Annotated in this window: 24 protein-coding genes; 9 read left to right on the top strand and 15 right to left on the bottom strand. The window is 35.5% G+C overall.

Going from position 1 to position 19671, the window contains the following annotated elements; all coding sequences use genetic code 11:
- From CRV04_RS12970 to CRV04_RS06790, 3 genes are all read left to right on the top strand, one after another.
- Positions 1 to 181 (top strand): hypothetical protein (locus tag CRV04_RS12970; RefSeq protein ID WP_228126496.1); only part of this gene is annotated, 181 nt, incomplete at its 5' end.
- Positions 182 to 322: 141 nt separating this feature from the next.
- A complete protein-coding gene (locus CRV04_RS06795) occupies positions 323 to 1015 on the top strand; it encodes a Bax inhibitor-1/YccA family protein (RefSeq protein WP_128996071.1) in 693 nt (230 codons plus the stop codon).
- 41 nt (positions 1016 to 1056) lie between these two features.
- The gene (locus CRV04_RS06790) at positions 1057 to 1464 is read left to right on the top strand and encodes a thiamine-phosphate pyrophosphorylase (RefSeq protein ID WP_128996070.1); all 408 of its coding nucleotides are present in this window, start codon (positions 1057 to 1059) and stop codon (positions 1462 to 1464) included.
- Here CRV04_RS06790 and CRV04_RS06785 read toward each other — a convergent pair.
- A complete protein-coding gene (locus tag CRV04_RS06785; protein WP_128996069.1) occupies positions 1416 to 2108 on the bottom strand; it encodes a methyltransferase domain-containing protein in 693 nt (230 codons plus the stop codon). The genes CRV04_RS06790 and CRV04_RS06785 overlap by 49 nt on opposite strands.
- Before the next feature lie 72 nt (positions 2109 to 2180).
- Between CRV04_RS06785 and secG the strand changes: the two genes are divergently transcribed.
- The 6 genes from secG to CRV04_RS06755 are packed head-to-tail and all read left to right on the top strand — an operon-like array spanning position 2181 to position 6239.
- Positions 2181 to 2528 (top strand): preprotein translocase subunit SecG, encoded by a 348-nt coding sequence (gene secG, locus CRV04_RS06780; RefSeq protein ID WP_128996068.1) that lies wholly within the window; start codon positions 2181 to 2183, stop codon positions 2526 to 2528.
- Positions 2529 to 2546: 18 nt separating this feature from the next.
- Complete coding sequence (locus CRV04_RS06775; protein WP_128996067.1) at positions 2547 to 3488, top strand: polysaccharide deacetylase family protein; 942 nt, start codon at positions 2547 to 2549, stop codon at positions 3486 to 3488.
- 22 nt (positions 3489 to 3510) lie between these two features.
- Entirely contained in the window at positions 3511 to 4068 is a 558-nt protein-coding gene (gene frr, locus CRV04_RS06770) for a ribosome recycling factor (RefSeq protein ID WP_128996066.1), read from the top strand.
- A 10-nt stretch (positions 4069 to 4078) separates the two neighbouring features.
- Positions 4079 to 4687, top strand: a complete 609-nt coding sequence (gene pyrE, locus CRV04_RS06765; RefSeq protein WP_128996065.1) for an orotate phosphoribosyltransferase — start codon at positions 4079 to 4081, stop codon at positions 4685 to 4687.
- Positions 4687 to 5160, top strand: a complete 474-nt coding sequence (locus CRV04_RS06760) for an RDD family protein (protein WP_128996064.1) — start codon at positions 4687 to 4689, stop codon at positions 5158 to 5160. Before pyrE ends, CRV04_RS06760 begins: the two co-directional genes overlap by 1 nt.
- On the top strand, positions 5160 to 6239 hold the full coding sequence (locus CRV04_RS06755; protein ID WP_128996085.1) for an MFS transporter: 1080 nt from the start codon (positions 5160 to 5162) through the stop codon (positions 6237 to 6239). The genes CRV04_RS06760 and CRV04_RS06755 overlap by 1 nt, the downstream gene beginning before the upstream one ends.
- On the opposite strand, the gene CRV04_RS06750 is transcribed toward CRV04_RS06755, so the two are convergent.
- The 14 genes from CRV04_RS06750 to CRV04_RS06685 form a co-directional block, all read right to left on the bottom strand.
- Positions 6236 to 6883 (bottom strand): small multi-drug export protein, encoded by a 648-nt coding sequence (locus CRV04_RS06750; protein ID WP_128996063.1) that lies wholly within the window; start codon positions 6881 to 6883, stop codon positions 6236 to 6238. The two genes, CRV04_RS06755 and CRV04_RS06750, sit on opposite strands and share 4 nt — an antisense overlap.
- A 4-nt stretch (positions 6884 to 6887) precedes the next feature.
- Positions 6888 to 7394 (bottom strand): flagellar basal body-associated FliL family protein, encoded by a 507-nt coding sequence (locus CRV04_RS06745; protein WP_128996062.1) that lies wholly within the window; start codon positions 7392 to 7394, stop codon positions 6888 to 6890.
- Positions 7395 to 8765, bottom strand: a complete 1371-nt coding sequence (locus CRV04_RS06740; RefSeq protein ID WP_128996061.1) for an aspartate kinase — start codon at positions 8763 to 8765, stop codon at positions 7395 to 7397.
- Positions 8766 to 8779: 14 nt separating this feature from the next.
- Positions 8780 to 9442 (bottom strand): winged helix-turn-helix domain-containing protein, encoded by a 663-nt coding sequence (locus CRV04_RS06735; protein WP_128996060.1) that lies wholly within the window; start codon positions 9440 to 9442, stop codon positions 8780 to 8782.
- Positions 9442 to 9744, bottom strand: coding sequence for a hypothetical protein (locus CRV04_RS06730; protein ID WP_128996059.1), 303 nt, complete (start codon positions 9742 to 9744; stop codon positions 9442 to 9444). The genes CRV04_RS06735 and CRV04_RS06730 overlap by 1 nt, the downstream gene beginning before the upstream one ends.
- Position 9745: 1 nt before the next feature.
- Positions 9746 to 10144 carry an ectoine synthase gene (locus tag CRV04_RS06725; RefSeq protein WP_128996058.1) on the bottom strand — a complete coding sequence of 133 codons (399 nt, stop codon included), beginning with the start codon at positions 10142 to 10144 and terminating at the stop codon, positions 9746 to 9748.
- A gap of 4 nt (positions 10145 to 10148) precedes the next feature.
- On the bottom strand, positions 10149 to 11429 hold the full coding sequence (ectB, locus tag CRV04_RS06720; protein WP_128996057.1) for a diaminobutyrate--2-oxoglutarate transaminase: 1281 nt from the start codon (positions 11427 to 11429) through the stop codon (positions 10149 to 10151).
- A 19-nt stretch (positions 11430 to 11448) separates the two neighbouring features.
- Positions 11449 to 11934 (bottom strand): diaminobutyrate acetyltransferase, encoded by a 486-nt coding sequence (ectA, locus tag CRV04_RS06715; RefSeq protein ID WP_128996056.1) that lies wholly within the window; start codon positions 11932 to 11934, stop codon positions 11449 to 11451.
- A gap of 234 nt (positions 11935 to 12168) precedes the next feature.
- On the bottom strand, positions 12169 to 12510 hold the full coding sequence (locus CRV04_RS06710) for a MerR family transcriptional regulator (protein ID WP_128996055.1): 342 nt from the start codon (positions 12508 to 12510) through the stop codon (positions 12169 to 12171).
- 203 nt (positions 12511 to 12713) lie between these two features.
- Positions 12714 to 13355, bottom strand: a complete 642-nt coding sequence (locus CRV04_RS06705) for a response regulator transcription factor (RefSeq protein WP_128996054.1) — start codon at positions 13353 to 13355, stop codon at positions 12714 to 12716.
- Entirely contained in the window at positions 13352 to 15517 is a 2166-nt protein-coding gene (locus CRV04_RS06700) for an ABC transporter substrate binding protein (protein WP_128996053.1), read from the bottom strand. The genes CRV04_RS06705 and CRV04_RS06700 overlap by 4 nt, the downstream gene beginning before the upstream one ends.
- An 83-nt stretch (positions 15518 to 15600) precedes the next feature.
- Positions 15601 to 16164, bottom strand: a complete 564-nt coding sequence (locus CRV04_RS06695; RefSeq protein WP_128996052.1) for a hypothetical protein — start codon at positions 16162 to 16164, stop codon at positions 15601 to 15603.
- A complete protein-coding gene (locus CRV04_RS06690; RefSeq protein ID WP_228126495.1) occupies positions 16165 to 18702 on the bottom strand; it encodes a molybdopterin-dependent oxidoreductase in 2538 nt (845 codons plus the stop codon).
- Between the two features lie 224 nt (positions 18703 to 18926).
- Complete coding sequence (locus CRV04_RS06685; protein ID WP_128996051.1) at positions 18927 to 19667, bottom strand: YaaA family protein; 741 nt, start codon at positions 19665 to 19667, stop codon at positions 18927 to 18929.
- Between the last annotated feature and the right edge of the window lie 4 nt (positions 19668 to 19671).

Genomic DNA, 19671 nt, shown 5'->3' with positions numbered 1-19671 from the left:
ACAAACCTCTTCTTTTAAAGAACTCTTCAGACCAAAACTTTCTATCGTTCCTCTGAAATTGGACGGGAATTATAGACAAATTCTTACCCCTTGTCAAGGGTTTAATCTAAATATTGGCTTAAATTTTGAAAAATGTTTATTGTCGCATTTTAGTACTCTTCAGGGCGTTTATACAATGTGACTTCTTTATGGTTTATCTTACATTGTTTTATGAATTGTCATTTATTATATTTAGGAGTTAATTTATAGATTTAAAGCTGTTATTAAGTGTAACATATTAAAATTATCGCGTTATATATATCATATAATGAAAGGACATAATATGTATAATAGAGATTATTTATCTCACCAAAATTCACAAGAGCATTCACACGAAGCTTCTCAAGCACACTTGATGAGCTTTTTAAAATCTACTTATCAACTATTTGCAGGTTCGCTTTTAGCAGCAACAGCTGGAGCATACATTGGACTAGACATGGTATCTGCAATTGCTAGTTGGTACTGGGGATTAGTAATATTAGAATTCATTTTACTGTTTGCTTTATTTGCAGTAAAAAATAAACCAGGTATAAACTTAGCGGTTTTATTCGGGTTTACATTTGTAAGTGGTTTAACAATTACGCCACTTCTTGCTTCTGTGTTTAACTTGCCAGGTGGTGCATCTATTGTAGCACAAGCATTTTTAATGACATCAGTAGCATTCGGGGGAATTTCAATGTTTGCATTGACTACAAAACGAGATTTTAGTGGAATGGGAAAAATGCTTTTCATCGCACTTATCATCTTAGTGGTTGGGTCTATTTCAAACATCTTTATCCAAGCGCCACTTTTACAGTTGGGGATTGCAATGGTAGGAGCTGTTCTATTTTCAGCTTTTATTCTTTATGATACGCAACAAATTATTAAAGGTGGTTTCAGTACACCTGTTGAAGCAGCGATTGCTTTATACTTGGATTTCTTTAACCTGTTCATCTCATTGTTACAAATCCTTGGGATTTTTAACAACGATGACTAACAAACACTTAACTCCTTTACGGAGTTAAGTTCTTTATCCTCATGATTCCATCTAACGAACTCAGACTTATTGATGCCAACTTAAATCGACTGCGTGAAGGTATTCGTGTAGTAGAAGATATGTTCCGATACATCTATAATGACAAAACCCTTGCCTCACGACTCAAAGAGTTAAGACACCAAGCACGACTTGAGTGTTATGAAGCACTGCTTGATTCACGTGATATTAAAAATGATGTACTCAAACAATCCACTGCTTCAGAACAGACTCGACAAGATATATACAGTGTTATGATTGCGAATTTTAAACGCGCTCAAGAGAGTGCCCGCGTATTAGAAGAGTTTACCAAAATTCAAAGTGTTCAAAACAGTGAAACTTTTAAGTATATTCGTTATGAACTCTATGATTTAGAGAAAGCTTTGACAAAAATCACTTCAAACTCTAAGTAGTTTAAGTCATACTCTTTATAAAGCTTTTTAGCCATTTTAAAATCCAAACTGCTCTCACCACTCACCCCTGACTTTTTAATATAATCAAAAAGCTCTTTTTTATTCTCAAACTCTAATTTATATAGTATCGTTTCAAATTCACACTCAAAGTAAGCACTAAACGCCTCTTTAATTTTTGCTTCACTTAATATAGGTGATGGTTGTTGAGAAATGGTTTGTATGGTTTTAAAGGTATTAGAAGTGAATAACACCGCGCGCATTTGAGATGCTACTTGACTTAATATATGTGTGATTTTAGACAAATCTTTTGACCACTGAAGAGCCGAAGAAGAGAGAACCAAATCATACTGTTCATCTTTAATAGAGTCTAAAAAGCTTTGTGTATCAAAGTCGTGGCATTGTACTTCAATGTTTTCACCCTTTGGGTGCAGTTCGCACATTGAAGAGGAGAAGTCGATGGCTTTATAGTAATCCACATTCCAGTAAATTTGTCTGTAAATTTGTCCTGAACCACACCCCAACTCTAAAATACGTTTGGGTTCAAACTCCAATTCACGCACCAAAGATTTGGCAACGATTTGTTGTATGATATTATGCGAATTGTATTGATTGGCGTATTTGGAGAATTCATTTTTTACTGACATAAGGCGAATCTTAACTTAACTTTAATAAATTTTGGGTAAAATACAACCCATTTTTCAAAAAGGAAATTTACAATGGCATCTACACTTTTAGTAGTTCAATTTATTTTAGCAATTATTTTAACCATTACTGTATTACTTCAAAAAAGTTCAAGCATTGGTCTTGGAGCATACAGTGGAAGTAACGAGTCTTTGTTTGGAGCAAAAGGGCCTGCAAACTTTTTAACAAAAGCGACAATGATCATTGGTTTAGCGTTTGTTATCAACACATTAGTACTTGGATACACTTACAATGAACAACGACAAAAAAGTGCTGTAGATACCGTTCAAACGGATACACTTATTCCATCAACGCCGGTTCCAACACAAACACAAAGTGCACCAGCTGCGCCAGATGCACCTGCTGCTCCTGTTTCAAAATAACCCAATAAGTAGTTAGATATGCGAGTCTTACTCCTTCTAGCTATTTCTTATCTGTACATCCTTGCGGATGCTCACATTTTTGTGTATCACCGATTTGGTGATGCCCAACATGCCAGTACCAATACCTCACTTGAAGAGCTTGAAAAAGAATTTCAATACTTTAAAGAGAACAACTATGAAGTGGTAAAAGTTGAACAAATCATTGAAAAAGTTAAAAAGAAAGAAGAGGTACCTAGTAATTGGGTTGCCCTAACCATTGATGATTCATACAAAAGCTTTTATGAGAACGGTCTGCCTATCTTTAAAAAATACAACTACCCATTTTCACTAGCAGTCTATGTGAAAGCAACACAAAAAGGGTATCAAGACTTTATGAGTTGGGACGAAGTAAAAGAAGCTTCAAAGTATGGTTCTATCTCTCTTCATTCTTATGACCATCCGCATTTAACCAAACTCTCTGACCAAGAAATAAAAGAAGACACACAAAAAGGGATTGAACTTTTCCAAAAGCATTTAGGCTACAAACCCTCAATTTATGTCTACCCTTACGGAGAGTATAATGAGCAAGTAGCTCAAGCCATTAAAAGCTTTGGTTTTGATGCCATTTTAAATCAAAACAATGGTTCGATTAACGAAAGAAGTAATGTACAAGATATAAACCGAATTGCCTTAGTAGGTGAAGTCAATATCAAGCAAAAACTTCGATACAACACTTTAGATGTACAATGGATGGAACCCAAAGAGTATCCAAAAGATAATATACTCAAACGAGTGGTTGCAAAAGTCGACCCAAAAATAAAAAACATCAAACTCTATGTTACGGGTTCAACATGGAAAGATATCAATGTAAAAAATGGTATAATCGACGAAGTTGTTAACATTGAACTTAAAAAGAATCGAGTCCGAGTCGTATTAAGTACAGACTACTATACCGTTTCAAACAAACTTTTAATTAAATAAATACACAGTAAGGAGCATACACATGTTAGAAGAAATCTATCAAGAGACAAAAGAACACATGGAAAAGTCAATTGAGGCTTTAAAACAACACTACAAAACAGTACGAACAGGAAAAGTAAGTCCAGCAGTACTAGATGGCGTTTCAATTGATTATTATGGGACACCCACCCCACTGAACCAAGTAGGTTCAGTTACCGCAATTGATGCAACTACCATTGCAGTAAACCCATGGGAAAAAAACCTTTTACATGACATAGAAAGAGCCATTCAAGAAGCAAACATTGGTGTTAATCCAAACAATGATGGTGACTTCATTAAACTTTTCTTCCCTCCAATGACCGTTGAGCAAAGAGGTGAGAGTGCAAAACAAGCAAAAGCCATGACCGATGATGCAAAAGTAGCTATCAGAAACGTAAGAAAACACGCCAATGACAAAGTGAAAAAGCTTCATAAAGATAAAGAAATTACAGAAGATGAGAACAAAAAAGCTCAAGACGAAATCCAAAAAATCACAGATGCTTATGTTGCAAAAGCGGACGACACATTCAAAGCTAAAGAAGCAGAAATTTTAAAAGTATAATTGGAAAGATATGAACGTAGAACAAATTTATAAAGATGCTCAAGCCTTACTTGAAGGTCACTTCAAATTAAGCAGTGGAAATCATTCGCAGTTTTATTTACAATCTGCAAAGGTTTTAGAAGACCCTAAAACTGCGAAGCTTTTAGCTGAAGCTTTAGCTAAACAAATTAAAGAAGCAGGTATTCAAGTGGATGCAGTATGCTCTCCTGCTTTAGGTGGATTGATTGCTGGTTTTGCATTGGCAACTGCCCTTGACGTACGATTCATCTTTGCAGAACGTGTGGATGGAGAGATGACAATCCGACGAGGATTTGAAGTACAAGAGGGTGAAAAGTATATCATCTGTGAAGATATTATTACCACAGGTGGAAGTGCTTTAGAAGCCGCTAAACAAGTTGAACAAGATGGGGGTGAAATTGTAGCATACGCTGCATTAGCAAACCGAGGTTTCTGTTCACGAATAGGAAGCGATATCCAAGCCAAAGATAACTGCAAATTGCCTTTAGACAAACCACTGTTTGCACTGGATGATTTTACATTTGAGATGTATGCTCCTGAAGATTGTCCAATGTGTAAAGAGGGAAGTGTTGCTTATAAGCCAGGTAGTCGAGGTAACTAATGGCCAAATGGAGAGATATAAAGCAAGGTAAAGTAACGTCTAAAGAGGAAGAGGTAAACACCTCTTCAAACACTCTTCCCATTGCTCCTCTCTCTGCACGGTTAAAAGCTTTTTTAACAGACACCTTTTTAATCACTACACCTATTTTTTATCTGGTAGTTTATTTGATCATGGGAAGTGGTGAAGCCTTTGCACAAGACAGAACCACAGGATGGTTGCTTATTCTATTCATGCACAGTATCGTTATTATTTTTTTCTGGGCAGTCAAAAATCAAACCCCCGGAATGAAAGCCTATGATGTAAAGATTGTCAACCATGACCAACAACGTCCAAACTTTATTCAAGTACTCATAAGATATGTTGCCACGCTTTTGAGTGTTGTGTCACTTATTTTAATGCTCATCCCTTTTTTCAGAAAAGACAAACGAACCTTTCAAGACATTTTTTCACACACTTATGTTGTGAATGATTGATGTTTTTTTTTAAACTCTCAGCATTTTATTTTTTCTATTTTGCAGCCGTTGGGGTTTATATCATCTTTTTACCCAAAGTACTGCATGATATAGGCTACTCTCCAGCACACATTGGAATCATCTTTGCACTTGCACCATTAATGCGATTTGCAACACCATTTCTGTTTTTAAAACACGTCAAGCTTGACCAAAGCATGTTTAAAAAAGCACTCTTTCTTTCCGTGCTCTCTTCAACGCTTTTTTACTTTACCATTGATAACTTCTATGCGTTTATGTTTAACAATGCTATTTTGGGAGTCTGTTTGAGTCTGATTCTGCCTTACATTGAAGTCATAGCTTTAAAAGAGTTAGGAAAAGAGCGATACGGTAAATCCAGACTCTTTGGCTCAATTGGATTTATGCTTATATCACTCGTACTCGCACAGTTTTTAACCAATCCCTATATTGCTCTGCATTACTACTTAGCTACAAACATATTAACCGTGATTTTTTCACTGCTTCTACTCACATATGATGTGCAGCATGAATCAACAAATACAGTGCATGAACCCTTCTCATTTTTAAAATATTGGCCATTTTGGTTGAGTATCTTTTTGATGCAGATGAGCTTTGGAGGTTTTTATAACTTCTTTACTATCTATGAAACCGAACACGGTATCAGTTTAGAGATGACTTCGTATTTATGGACATTAGGAGTATTGTGTGAGATTGTGATGCTTTATTTCCAAGCCCCTATTTTAAAGAATAATTTATTGGTCATCATCAAGTTCTCAGTTGCCATGACCGCACTTCGATGGTTCTTACTTTATGCATTTCCAGAGTCTTTGACCATTACGTTTATCACCCAAAGTATGCACGCTTTTTCTTTTGGTCTGTACCACAGTGCTGTGATTATCTACTTATACTCTTTATACAGCAACAAAAAACTCGCACAACAGTTTATGTATGGTGTTGCTTATGGGTTGGGTGGTTTCTTAGGTGCAGTAATTGCTGGGTGGTTATATGGAGAGAATCTCTTCTTATACTCAAGCCTTTTTGCACTGCTCTCATTTTTAGCACTCTTTATTAAAAAAGCCTAAACGTTCCTGTTTTGCAATTTTATAAATGCCACAATGGCAATAATCAAAATAAACAAAATCCAAATCGCACTGCTGCTAAAGGTGAGTAAAAAGCTGGTCAGTTGATTTAAAAACAGCGCCCATACTACAATAGCAAGTGAAGTTCCTAAAAGTACCACCACAATCGTGGTGTAGTGTTTTAAACCAATTAAAAATCCAATAATAGCTCCCACCACAGGTCCTGTCATCCAAAAAGGGAGCCAAACAAAGAGGAACAATCCATATTTTCCATATTTAATAAACTGGTCATGGTATTTAACTTTCAATGTTTCTACCTTTTTAAAAAAAGTTTCCAAGAACTTAATGTGCAGCAAGTTTTGATATGAGAAGATAAACAAAGGATAAATTAAAAGCACTAAGATGGCTTCAACCACAATATTCATAAGAATAATCACACTTTGAGAAAGCTCCACAGCATACCCAAACGACAAACCTGCAGCGCGTCCAAACAACAAATTTGTACCTACAATACCCATGAGTTTACTGGCCAATTCTAATGAAGAAAAGTAAGTTAAAAAAAGAGCAATGAGAAAAAGAAGGGTTAAAACAACCCCTAAAAAGAAGATTTTTCCCTCAGGAGTTTTATATAGCGTGCGTAGATTCATCTGCTTATTTCATAACAAATGTGGTAAACAGAACCTCTTTGATGTTGTTGCTTTGGATATCTTCATTGGCTTGTGCTAAAGCATTAATCACATCATTAAACTCAATTAAGAGTTCTTCTCGTAAAAGCTCTTTTCCACCAATGGTTAAAAGCTCTTCGCTGGTTCGTTGTCCCACTTGTGAAATCATCACATCAATGATTTCATCTTTATTGTTTTTTATGATCTCTTCGATGTTTTCATCCACGCTTTTCATGGTACATGAAATCTTCATCAGCTTCAGTCGCCCTCTGGCATTGGTGATATTTAAAACAATATCATCCACAGAAGCGTTATACAACTCAGAGTAAGGAACCCCATATTTATCAACTGTTTGTTCTGTTGGCACTTCACTGGTTTGCATATTGGGATTCATCAAACCCTTTTGATAGACCATGTACCCACCTGCTCCTACCAATGAAGTCAATATGACCACCAAAAACAACATTACAACTAAAAGAGGGTTCTGTTTCATTTATCCACCTGTATTGTTTAACATCTTCTCGTGTAAAATTTCTAAAGCAATATCTGAAATGGCTTGAGATACCCCAATGTGAAAGGAAATTTTTGAAGGACTCATATCGAACATTTCAAATGAAATATTCTTCTCTTTGAGTGCAGTAATAGCATCCACTATTGCAAAAGAGTTCTCTTTTAGTCCAATCCCCACAAGCGTAATAATCGACAGATTATACGTTACAAACAGGTTATCTGTTTTCAGCCTTTTTTCAATTTGCCTTCTGAGATTATTTATTTTACCCTTTAAATCCTCTTGTTCTACTAAAATGGCAATATCATCTTTGTCTGTTGGATAGTGATACGTATTAATACCAAACTCTCCAAAGATTTTTAAAAGCTCTGCACTGAAGCCAATCTCTTCCCCTAACATATCCTTTTGAATATGAATGGAAGCCATGTTTTCAAGTTTGGCAATTCCCACTAAATCCTCCATAGGTACACGTTCACTTAAAATCAATGTACCATCATGTTCTGGGTTATTGGTGTTTTTAATATTGATGGGAATTTTGCTTTTTTTACAATTTAACATCGCATTAAAATGAAAAACATTGAACCCCTTAGAGCTTAGCAACCGTAGCTCTTTAAATGTCAATCTTGGTATCACGTTGGCACTTGGTATAACTCGAGGATCCACTTCATACACCCCATTCGTGTCTGTCCAGTTTTCATATCGGTCTGCATCCAGTGCATACGCCAACTCTCCACCGGTTAAGTCACTTCCACCACGACTCATCACTGCAATATCACCACTTGCTGTAATCCCATAAAAACCTGGCACAATATAGAGTTTTTCATCTTCAAACGTGAAGTGATTTTTTATGTTTTCATACGTTTGTGGTAGTACTTTTCCATTTAAATACGTATCACTTAAAATAAATCCCACCTCTTCAGGCAAGCATAACTCTATATTTAAACCCTCTTTTTTCATATATTCACAGATAATTTTTGCATTATAGTGCTCTCCTCGAGAGACAAAATAAGCCACTTTTTTATCACCCGTTAAAGGGCATTTTTCTAAATCTTGTTTTAAAGAGTACAGGATTATTTCCTCTTCCACTCCTAAGTCTTTACATAAGTCTTCATATTTTTTAATAATGGCATTATAACTCTGCTTTTGACTCACGTCTATTTTGTGCTCTTCAAAATGATACCCTTTCGTTGCTAAATTCAAAAGGTGGTCGGTGATTTTTTGATGGTGTTTTTCATCCCGTCCAGGAGCAGATACCACCACTACTTTTCGTTCACTGTCGCTTTTGACAATATTGCACACTTTTTTAATTTGGGAAGGATTTTGTACAGAACTTCCTCCAAATTTACATACTATCATATTAAGTTTTTTCCTTATTTATTGGAATGATTTATGATTTTGTAGCCTCTGTTTCGTATGGTTGAGACCAAATCTAAATCAAAGTTTTTTCGTATTTCATTTCGTATAAGATTGATATTCACTTCAACGATGTTATTCGAAACCATCTCTGGTTCATCCCATAATACACCGATAATCTCATCTTTAGAAATCACTGGAAGATGTCTGTTTTTGAGTAAGTAAGAGAGTATCTCAAAGGATTTTCCTTTGATATTGATTTTATTATCATACAAGTCTACAACCTGTTTTTTCTCTTTATCAATGATAAAATAGTCTTTAAAGTTAAAGCGTTGCACAAAGTTTTCTCGATGCACAGATTGTAACTTGGCAAAGACCAGTTCATTTGACACAGGTTCATGTATGACACTGATGGCACCCTCTTTGAGTAACTCCAGTTCAAATGCTTTATCTTGATTTTTTGTAAGAACAATAAAGGCGCAGGTTTTTGCGTTAATGGTTTTTAAAAACCGTTTACACACTATCAAGCTCTCTGTACGGATTAAAATGGCATTATAGTATCGTACTTCAGCATGATAAAGGGCATCGGATTCATCTTCTGCCACATCACAAATATACAAATCTTTCTCTTCTAAATCATTGATCAATGATTCATTGATTCCCCACGATAATAGTCTCATTAGCAAGCAATCCTTTTGATTTGGTTATTGGAAAACACCAGAATCAAACTGTTGTTCTCTTGTAAAATCTTCTCCACTACTTCAACTTCGACATTGGTATCACGTTGAAAAAATTCTCTTATGGAAGCAAATGCCTCATCAAAATTTGAATCCTCGGTCAATTGAATCAACAAAGCACTCTCTTTTAAAAGAATTTTTTGACTCTCAAGTTTAAAGGATTTGTGTTCATCCACGAACTTAAAGAAATCAACTTTAAGCTCTCGAGAGATATGTGTATAGTTTTTTATATAGATAAATGACATTTTAGTCCTCAATAAGAGGGTAAACTCCATTTTCATCGTGATGTTCTCTACCTGTTAATGGTGGGTTAAAGACACAAATAAGTCTCATGTCCTCTGTTCCTCCATATAAATAGTGTTCATCATGATTATTCAGTGCATACATGACGCCATCATAGATGTCGTGTGTGATACCTGTCTTTAAATCTTCAATCTTCCCATTCCCTGCCACACAATAGACTGCTTCTAAATGATTTTGGTAATGAATATGCGTTTTTGTACCTGCTTTAATGATGGTTTCATTAAAAGCAAATCCCATGCCATCTGACTTTAAAAGCATTCTTCGGCTTGTCCACTGTCCACCTTCTGCATGAACTTCTCTGTCAGTTCCTATAATATCTTTGTTAATATCTGTTACAATCATGGTCTTAAAATTCTCCTGTTAAATTCTCTTTTCTGTCTTTGACCAGTTTATCAACGGCAGTTTCAAACCGTTTAATACCCTCAATCAATAAATCCTCTTCAATCAATAATGGTGGTAAGAACTTCACAACATGACTTTCGCTTCCGCATGTCTCAACAATAAGTTGCTCTTCAAAAGCCAATGAAGAGAGATCCGATGCCATTGATTTGTCATTTTTAATTTCAAACCCATACGCCAATCCTCGACCACGTACCTCAATGTCATAATCCTCTTTATACTTCGCTGCAATCTTCTCTAAGCCCTCTTTTAAGACTTTCTCTTTATATTTTACCGCTTTAGATATGTTGTCATTTTCCCAATAGTGTTCTAAAGATACTTTTGAAGCCACAAACGCTAAGTTGTTTCCTCTGAATGTTCCGGTGTGTTCACCTGGTTTCCATTGGTCTAAATGTGGTTTAAAGAGTAACAGCGCCATTGGAAGTCCACCTCCAATAGATTTAGAAAGCGTTACCATATCTGGATTGATGCCTGCAAACTCAAAAGAGAAGAACTCTCCACTTCGTCCATTACCCACTTGAATATCATCAATAATCAACAAAATATCAAACTCTCGACACAGTGACTCTAACTCTTGCAGCCATTTAGCTGAAGCAACATTGATACCACCTTCCCCTTGAATGGTTTCCACAATAACGGCTGCAGGTATATCGACCCCACTGCTTTTGTCTTCTAAAAACTTTCTGAAATACTCTAATGTATTAAAGTCTCCAAAATATCCATCAAATGGCATAAATGTAGCGTTTGTTCTACTGATATAACTCTCATCTCGATACTCATTATTTCCTGTTACAGCCAATGAACCTTGTGAAAGACCATGATACCCATTGGTAAAAGAAACCACGTTACTTCTTCCTTTTACAAGTCGTGCGAGTTTCAGTGCAGTTTCAACCGCATTGGTACCAGTTGGTCCTGTGAATTGAATTTTATACTCCAAGTTTCTTGGCTTTAAAATATGGTTCTCAAATGTTTGTAAAAACTCTTTTTTCGCTGTTGTTGCCATGTCAAGGCCGTGCACAACACCATCGTTTTGTAAGTACTCAATCAATGCTTTACTGATGTGTTCATTGTTGTGTCCATAATTCAGTGTTCCTGCACCTGCAAAAAAGTCAATGTATTCAACCCCTTGTTCATCGGTTAAAATTGCCCCTTTTGCTTTAGTAAAGATGGTTGGAAAACTTCTAATATATCCTCTTACTTCAGATTCTAAACTTTCAAATATTCTCATTTTTTTCCCTTAAGATTTTTTATTGTAGTGGTCCAATTTCATACAGCACTTCATCTTCATGTCCGTGGATAAAATCCTCTTTAGCAAACATGGTGCTGTTCTTGAACGTCGTGTTAAAACTCTCTGCAAGTTTTTCAAATACTCTTTGAGAGGGTTTATTACTAGGAGAGACGGTTGTATGTATATAATTAATCCCTTTCATGTTGTCAAAACTTAAAATGGCTTTTAAGATTTTATTAGCAACATTTTGGCCTCTCATCTTTTCATCAACAACGACTTGCCAGATAAAGAGTGTTTGAGGGTCTTCAGGCAAGACATATCCAGAGATAAATCCTACAACCTCATCATTGACAGTTGCCACACAACAACTCTCTTTGAAGTGTGTACATTGAAGTAAGTAAAGATATTCAGAGTTTACATCCAATACTTTACTGTTTTTTACAAGAGTAAAAATACTTTTGGCGTCTTCCTTTCTTGGTTTTCGTAAAAACAGATCGGATCCCATTTTTTTCCTTGTTAACATAATTTTTGTAAAAATTTAACATTTAATATGTAATTTTTTTACATTTGTTATGTACATTTATAGCATATGTACCTTAATATAAACTTAGGAATTATGGTTATTTTGTTATTAAGATGTAACAGTTTTTTGTAGTTAAGTGCAGTTTTATCGGTGATTAATAAAATTTATAAGTGGTAAATGTCAGTTATGTTGTATATAAGAAATGTGCAAAGAGATCTAAAAAGACTCTAAATCTTGCACATCTTGTCCAGAGATATTTTCAAGTTTTCCTTCAACAATATCCAAAAATTCATTTCTATTTTTTTCATCCATGTTGTTTTCAATCATCTCTAAAATATACTTTATCCCATTGGCATTGATTTTTTTTATGCTTGCTAAATAGTGCACAAAAGCAATCACTTTAACATCACTGATTGAGTAGAGTTTTTTTACGCTTTGCTCTTTGTTAGGAAGCAAACCTTTCTCTTCATACATTTTGAGTGTACGAACTTTTGCGCTGAGTAACTCAGCAATACTGCTTAATGGTAATACGCATTTCTCGTTGTCCAATAGTGCCAAAACATCCCCTTTATAGTTTTAAGGTGAAAATTTTATATCACAATAGCTTAAAAAAGAAAATGGAGTGATTTTTAAAAAGTGATCGCTAAAGATGGTATGCTGAAAGGGAAAGGAATCCAAGCTGTGTATTCATACCATCTTTAGCAGAGTATTATACATAATAATTGTGTCAAAATAGTGGTATTTATACTCTAAGTTAGATTTTAATATGTTTTTATTTCATAACCAAAATGGTGAGAGACAATCATTCCTTCAGGCAGTTTTGCACGCAATCGCTTCACCATAGAACGCAAACCTGCGGACGTATTGCTTTCTCCTTCCCAAACATAATCTTCGATATACTCCAAAGAGGTCATTCGGTTTTGATTTTTAATCAACAAAGAGAGAAACCGACGCTCTTTTTTGGTCAGTTTTATGGCCTCTTTATCTGCATTAAAAAGTGTATTAGTTTGAATATCATATGTAAAACCATCAATGAGTCGTTTGGTCTCTTCTAAGTGACACCACTGTTTTATTTTTGTCTCTAACTCATACATATAAAAGGGTTTTTTTAGAAAATCATTGCAACCATGCGTGTAAGCTTTTTTCAAATTTTCCAACTCAAAATTGGCACTGATGATAATTGCAGGAGTCGATTTATCACGTGCTCGAATCTCTTTTAAAAGTGTCAATCCATCCATGTTTGGAACATTGATATCCAAAACAAAACAGTCAAAACCCCCAATACAATTCTCCAAGGCATCTAAACCATCTTTGAAACACACCACTTCGAAACCTTGTTCTTCAAGCTCTTCTTGAATCAATTCCAATAAATTTATATTATCTTCTAATACTAAAATCTTCATGTATTCTCTTTATTATTCAGTAAAGGCAACTCAATTTTTATTTGGGCACCTTTTGTGGTATTTAATGCCGCAATCGCCCCATTCATTTTATTTTCAATGATCAATTTTGCCATATACAAACCAAACCCATCCCCATTTTTCTTTGTACTGTAGTACGCTTCAAACAAATGAGGCATACACTCTTCACAAAAACCTTGCCCATCATCATTAACAAAAATATTTATGTGGTCATTGACACAAGAAAGAATCACCTCAATGTCTCCACACACTTTAACATTTCGTGCATCAAGGATGGAGTCTTTAGCATTATTAATGATGTTTAATAAAACTTGTTTAAACTCATTGGGGTAACCAAATAAAACGCACTCTTTGTTCAGATTATTTTCATAATAGAGTTGTATGTTGTTATAAATCAAAGAGTCTTCTAAAATCATCTGTATCTCTTTAATGCTACGATGCACGTCAAATTGTACGGGTTTATTGGAAGGTTTGATAAAAGCACGGAATTCATCAATGGTGTTGCCCATATAAATAATTTGTTTCATAATCGTATCAAAAAAACCGTCCATGTCTGATTTTTTCAATTTATCTTGTTTGTAGTATCGTTGCATTTTATGGGCTACAACAGAGAGTTCAACCAAAGGCACTTTCCATTGGTGTACCACCGCAGACAACATCTCCCCCACCTCAGTGAGTTTAGAGCGTTGCACCAAGAGTTGCGTATTAATCTCCAACTGTCGTTTTTGTGTCTCATCTGTAATAATTGTTACCGTACCACTGTTTCGGCCACTTTCATCATAATAGATTTTACTTCGTGCGACATAGTTCAATTCATTGTATTTAAACTCAATGGATTCTTCTGATAAAAGCTCCTCTTGAGTTAAAAACTCACAAAATGGTTTAAAAACCGCACACGCTTTTTGTCCAATCACAGAGTCTTTTTGATTGGACAAAAAAAGTTCTCTAAAGGAGTGATTGTATCCTCGAATAATACCTTCAGCATCAACCCAAAAAATAGCACTTTTAATGGTATTGAGTAGGACTTGTTCTCGCTTATTTTGAGCAATGAGTTTTTTAGAGAGTTTGTATCGTTGATAGATATTGACTAATGCAATCATTAAGAAAAAAAGAATAAAAGGAAACAGTACAAAAATGCGATCAATCCAAGGTCGATATATTTCAAAAAATGTTTTAGGTTGATTAATAATATGGGCACCTTCAGGAAGATTGTCCAAATCAAAGTTAAATTTTTTTAATATATTATAGTCATAAACCCATTGTGTTTGAGCCAATGTGGGTTTTGTGTAATCCATTGTTTTTTGCTGTAAGATGTCCACTACTTTTTTACCCGCTTCATACCCCACATAATAACCGCGCAGTAAGTGTCCCCCCATAATGCCTTTTCCTAAATGGTAATCGGTCATCGCAAATACAGGTACGTTTGCACTGTTGAGCAGTTCAGAGACGACATAAAAAGGGATATAGCGCTCTTGTTCATCCAAATAAAGGTTACCAAACCACACGGCACTCTCTTTGGGAAGTGTTTTAAAATCTTCTTTAATTTGTCTTACATCGCCATCCAAATAGAGTTTATACTCAATTTTTGTTTTAAACTCTTCAAGCCGCTCTTTGAGAATATCATTGATCATTTGGGAGGTATACGTTTTATCATTAATCACATACAAATATTTTAAATTGGGCATCATTTGAAGTATCATCTCAATATTGGAACGTAAAGGTTTGTGCTCTAAAACCAAACTGATTTTTTGATCCAACACCAATTGAACATCAATGCCCGGTGCCATCTCTTCAATACCAGTAAACACCAAAGGTACCCCTTTAAACAACTCTTTATTGTTTAAAACAAAATCAACTGCCGCATTATCTGAAGCCACGACAATATCATAAGACTGTTTTTTAAACTTTTCAATAAACGCTTCACGTATCAGATGATGGTATTTTTCACTTTTGTTACGTTTATTATCTAAATACTCCGTCGAGAGTTCATATTTTTGCAAGGGCTTAAGTGCATCTTCAAACCCACGAGAGATATTATCACTCCACGCCAAACCTTTATTATAAGAGTGCAGAAGTAGAATATATTTGGAAGAAGCATGCAACGAAGTCATGATACACAGTATATAAAAGAGTTGTTTAATCATCTTATCTTTTTTTTAATCAATTTTTCCTTGATATTGTAACATATATCGATGAGTTTCACCTTTACAGATGAAACTCATACGTATTATTGTTCTTGAAGAAATTTTTCAATCAGCGCTTTTTCATCACCCGATAAGCCTGCTTGTGGTGCCATGTTATCTAAAATACTTGGCCATACATTTGGAACAAACTCCTCTTTGTGGTGAAGATCATGACATGCACCACATCGTGCTTCAAATAACACTTTTCCACTTTGTAAAATGGTGTTTTTATCTTCGGATAATAAAGCAGTTGAAACGTATCCTTTGATAACCACTTCAAACCACTCTGTATCATACTCATCAACTTGTGTGCCAATCACTTTATAATCTGCAAAATCACTTCCTTCAAATCCCATCATTAAAACACCTGGTTTTTCATACACCAAGGGACTGTCTTCAGGAGCAAAGCCCGTAAATTCAACCTCACTTATGCTTCCATTTTGTGAAAGTACTTTAACTTGTGAAGCAACGTATATTTTACCTAAGCTCTCTTTTTGATTTTGATCTTTATAAAGCATTGCATTTTTATTGATATACTCTGCATGGGCAGCGACACTGAATGTTGCCCCCATAATAAACATCATCAACAGTTGCTTTATAGTTAACATTTAGGCTCCTTTAATAGCAGGCGATTTAAAGATACCAATCTCAGGTACTTCTTCTTTAAATTTCTCAATTTCAACCAGCGCAGTTGCTTGATTTCCTTGTGCAAGGTTTGACGTACCCACATCAGGGATAAGTACATTCACATCCCCATGTCGACAAAGTGTTCCAGGTTCACCTGCTTCACTTGGGTCATACCAAGCTCCTTCTTGCATTCTGACTGCACCTTCTTTGACATATTCAGTCACAACGGCACCACCTAAGATTTGTCCTCTGTCATTGAAAATTCTGACCACATCACCATTTTTAATACCACGTTTTTTTGCATCTTTGGTGTTGATCCAAATAGGCTCTCTTCCATTGACCTCTTCAAGGTGTCGCAACCATGTATTATTCAATTGAGAGTGCAATCGGTATTTTGGGTGAGGAGAAATAAGGTTCAATGGATATTTGTCCACTTTTTCTGATCCCAACCACTCCATTGGTTCAAACCACATTGGGTGCCCTTTACAATTATCATAGTCATAACTTGCAATTTTTTTAGAGAAAATCTCAATTTTACCCGATGGTGTTCCCAGTCTATTAACGATTGGATTTTTTCTAAAATCCTCAAATCTGACAAATTTTTTAGCAACTTCAGGTGTTTCAAATTCACAATATCCTTTTTCCCAAAACTCTTTAAAAGAAGGCATTTTAACCCCTGAATTTTTTGCTTTTTCATATGAAGCGTTGTAAAAATGTTCTATCCACTCCATTTTACTTCGACCTTCTGTAAAAGCATGCACATGTTTATTTGAGAAGTGTTTTAACAACTCCGTGAAAATATCGTAATCGTCTTTTGCTTCTCCATAAGGTTCAGAGGCTTGTTTCATGGCAAAAATATAGCTGTTTGAGTGCGCTTTTGTAATATCGTTTCTCTCTTGCTCTAATGTACAAGGTAGAATAATATCCGCCATTCGAGCAGTGGCTGTCCAGAAAGCATCTTGCACAACAAATGTTTCAAGTTTTTGATACGCTTTGATCATTCTGTTTCTGTCTTGGTGGTGGTGGAAAGGGTTTCCTCCTGCCCAATACGCCATTCTTATATCCGGATATTTAATGATATTACCATCAAATTTAATCTCTTTTCCAGGATTTTCTAAACACTCAACAATTCGAGATACTGGAATCACAGGAACTTTACTCTTTTGCCACGGACCATCAATTTTTGTTTTTCGACTCATTCCCGAAAGACCTGGAGATGCTGACAATGCACCTTTTTCTGCTTGTGGTCCTGTTGAACCATTTAATGATTTTTCACTTTGTGCATTCCCTGTAGCTGCTGCTGGCATTGGAACACCTCCACCTGAATAGTGGTAACTGCATCCATAACCTCCACCTGGAAGTCCAATTTGTCCCAACATACTTGCTAAAGTAATGAGCATCCAGTTTGGTTGTTCTCCGTGGTGTGCTCTTTGAGTTGCCCAACCACCCATTAACATGGTTCGTTTAGAAGCAAACTCTTTGGCCAACATCTCAATGACTTTTTCATCAACTCCACAAATTTTTGATGCCCATTTTGGTGTTTTTGCAATTTTATCTTCGGTATTTCCTAAAAGATACTCTTTAAACTGTTTGAATCCATACGTACATTTTCGTAAAAATTTCTCATCGTGCAGTTTATTGGTATATAAATAGTGTGCAATCCCCAACATCAATGCCACATCTGTTGTTGGATTGACTTTAATATGCTCTGCATCAAAATACATTCCCGTGTTGTTATACACAGGGTCAATGATATAAAACTTGATGTCCCGTTTTTTTGCCTCTTCTTTAAGTTCTTTTAAATATTTATAGGTTTTATGATCGGGCACACCCCATGCAATTTGGTTGGTATTGACCACATCTGCACCCCAAAATACAATACACTCACTGTTTTTGATCAATACAGGGTATGCCGTTGGTTTTGCTGTTGATTCATCTGTACCTGTAATATAAGGTGTGATCTGTCTAATGGCATGGGTTGAATACGTACACGTTCTTGAAGTATATCCACCTGTAATGTGCAACATTCTTCCTAAAAGTGCTTGTGGGTTGTTCAATGATCCCACACAATACCATCCATAACTTCCACCATAAATAGAATCATCACCAAACTCTTTATGCGTTCTTTTAATCTCATTGGCAACCAGCTCCAACGCTTTTTCCCAACTCACTCGAACGAATTTATCTTTTCCTCTTTTTGATTTATCACTTTTGTAGCCATTTTTTAAATAGTCTTCTCGTACACAAGGATACAAAATTCTGTCTTCTGCATACGTACGTGCAGGCAAAGCATTCACTAAAGAAGATGGATAATCATCCCCTTCAAACGCATTGACTCCTTCAAATCGAGAGTTTCTTACATTCGCTTCAAATGCTCCAAAGTGAGAAGCACTGAAACTCCCTTTTTTATCATTTAATAGAGATTCTCCCACTAAAGGTATTGCCTGAGCTTGTGCCACAGCAGCTGCTGCGATGGAACCTGTTTTCAGAAACGTTCTTCTGTCCATATTACTTTTCATCTCAATCTCCTTTTGAAAATTAATCTATATATTTCTATAAAATTAACTTTTAATTTTTTTATTTAATAAAATTATAAAGAAGTTTTGTGGCGAAATTGTGTCAAGGAAGAGCTGAAAATTTATTATTTTGTCTGTTTCTTAAAAGATAAAGTAAGAAAAGACCCACTTTTTCGAATGAGTCTTTAGATAGTAGTTATTATTTTTTTTATTCGAAAAAACCGAAATTAATCGACAATATTCAGAATAAGCAGTTTATTATTCTTTTTTTCTTGAATTTCTAAGAGTTGTAAACCCTCAATTTGCATCTGCATAAATTCACTGAAATTTTGTATGTTGTGTTTGGCTACGGCGTTTAAAACACGTCCTCGATAATGTTTTGCCCAGTGACTGACAACTTTGCCTTCTTTGATGAATTTAAAAGTTAAAACATTGGCGTGTTTGACTTTATAAAATTTTTCATAAAACCCAGCACGAAGATCCAATACTTCTTCACCCAAAAAATTATCCAATGCATCAGTAAAGTTCTCACAATAGTATCTCTCTACACTGATGTTTGGTAACTTTGCACCTTGTTTGTATTTATAATCAGGGATAATATCACAAGCCAAAATAGGCCCAAAAAGATTAGAAAAAAGCACCACATTTTTATCAATGTACGCTTGTGCTTTTGTTGTTAAGTTGTCATATTCCAAAGCATCAAATGCCACACCGTTATAACGCTGTATGGCTTTCATGCCCGGTTTATCTAAAAGTGTGTGTGCGTATTTTTGCACCTCTTTATCATTTTTCAGACCAAACCAAGCACTCAAAGCTTTGGGGTCTAAATGTTTCACATGTGCCTCATACATCTGTACAATGGCATCTCTTTTTTCAAACAGCTGGGGAAAACAGAAATTGTTTTTCCCATACACTGCTTGGTTGCCCCCGCTGTTTTTTGTCTCAGCAGGTGCGAGCAAAATCTTCATATCT

The sequence above is a fragment of the Candidatus Marinarcus aquaticus genome, from assembly GCF_004116335.1.
GTDB lineage: Bacteria > Campylobacterota > Campylobacteria > Campylobacterales > Arcobacteraceae > Marinarcus > Marinarcus aquaticus.
Note: the sequence above shows the minus strand (reverse complement) of the source record. Positions and strands in the feature narration are given on the sequence as shown.

Bases quoted from the DNA above. Each gene is read 5' to 3' on its own strand.
- CRV04_RS06795 (WP_128996071.1), top strand. From the start codon at position 323: ATGTATAATAGAGATTATTTATCTCACCAAAATTCACAAGAGCATTCA.
- CRV04_RS06790 (WP_128996070.1), top strand. From the start codon at position 1,057: ATGATTCCATCTAACGAACTCAGACTTATTGATGCCAACTTAAATCGA.
- CRV04_RS06785 (WP_128996069.1), bottom strand. From the start codon at position 2,108: ATGTCAGTAAAAAATGAATTCTCCAAATACGCCAATCAATACAATTCG.
- secG (WP_128996068.1), top strand. From the start codon at position 2,181: ATGGCATCTACACTTTTAGTAGTTCAATTTATTTTAGCAATTATTTTA.
- CRV04_RS06775 (WP_128996067.1), top strand. From the start codon at position 2,547: ATGCGAGTCTTACTCCTTCTAGCTATTTCTTATCTGTACATCCTTGCG.
- frr (WP_128996066.1), top strand. From the start codon at position 3,511: ATGTTAGAAGAAATCTATCAAGAGACAAAAGAACACATGGAAAAGTCA.
- pyrE (WP_128996065.1), top strand. From the start codon at position 4,079: ATGAACGTAGAACAAATTTATAAAGATGCTCAAGCCTTACTTGAAGGT.
- CRV04_RS06760 (WP_128996064.1), top strand. From the start codon at position 4,687: ATGGCCAAATGGAGAGATATAAAGCAAGGTAAAGTAACGTCTAAAGAG.
- CRV04_RS06755 (WP_128996085.1), top strand. From the start codon at position 5,160: ATGTTTTTTTTTAAACTCTCAGCATTTTATTTTTTCTATTTTGCAGCC.
- CRV04_RS06750 (WP_128996063.1), bottom strand. From the start codon at position 6,883: ATGAATCTACGCACGCTATATAAAACTCCTGAGGGAAAAATCTTCTTT.
- CRV04_RS06745 (WP_128996062.1), bottom strand. From the start codon at position 7,394: ATGAAACAGAACCCTCTTTTAGTTGTAATGTTGTTTTTGGTGGTCATA.
- CRV04_RS06740 (WP_128996061.1), bottom strand. From the start codon at position 8,765: ATGATAGTATGTAAATTTGGAGGAAGTTCTGTACAAAATCCTTCCCAA.
- CRV04_RS06735 (WP_128996060.1), bottom strand. From the start codon at position 9,442: ATGAGACTATTATCGTGGGGAATCAATGAATCATTGATCAATGATTTA.
- CRV04_RS06730 (WP_128996059.1), bottom strand. From the start codon at position 9,744: ATGTCATTTATCTATATAAAAAACTATACACATATCTCTCGAGAGCTT.
- CRV04_RS06725 (WP_128996058.1), bottom strand. From the start codon at position 10,144: ATGATTGTAACAGATATTAACAAAGATATTATAGGAACTGACAGAGAA.
- ectB (WP_128996057.1), bottom strand. From the start codon at position 11,429: ATGAGAATATTTGAAAGTTTAGAATCTGAAGTAAGAGGATATATTAGA.
- ectA (WP_128996056.1), bottom strand. From the start codon at position 11,934: ATGGGATCCGATCTGTTTTTACGAAAACCAAGAAAGGAAGACGCCAAA.
- CRV04_RS06705 (WP_128996054.1), bottom strand. From the start codon at position 13,355: ATGAAGATTTTAGTATTAGAAGATAATATAAATTTATTGGAATTGATT.
- CRV04_RS06700 (WP_128996053.1), bottom strand. From the start codon at position 15,517: ATGATTAAACAACTCTTTTATATACTGTGTATCATGACTTCGTTGCAT.
- CRV04_RS06695 (WP_128996052.1), bottom strand. From the start codon at position 16,164: ATGTTAACTATAAAGCAACTGTTGATGATGTTTATTATGGGGGCAACA.
- CRV04_RS06690 (WP_228126495.1), bottom strand. From the start codon at position 18,702: ATGAAAAGTAATATGGACAGAAGAACGTTTCTGAAAACAGGTTCCATC.
- CRV04_RS06685 (WP_128996051.1), bottom strand. From the start codon at position 19,667: ATGAAGATTTTGCTCGCACCTGCTGAGACAAAAAACAGCGGGGGCAAC.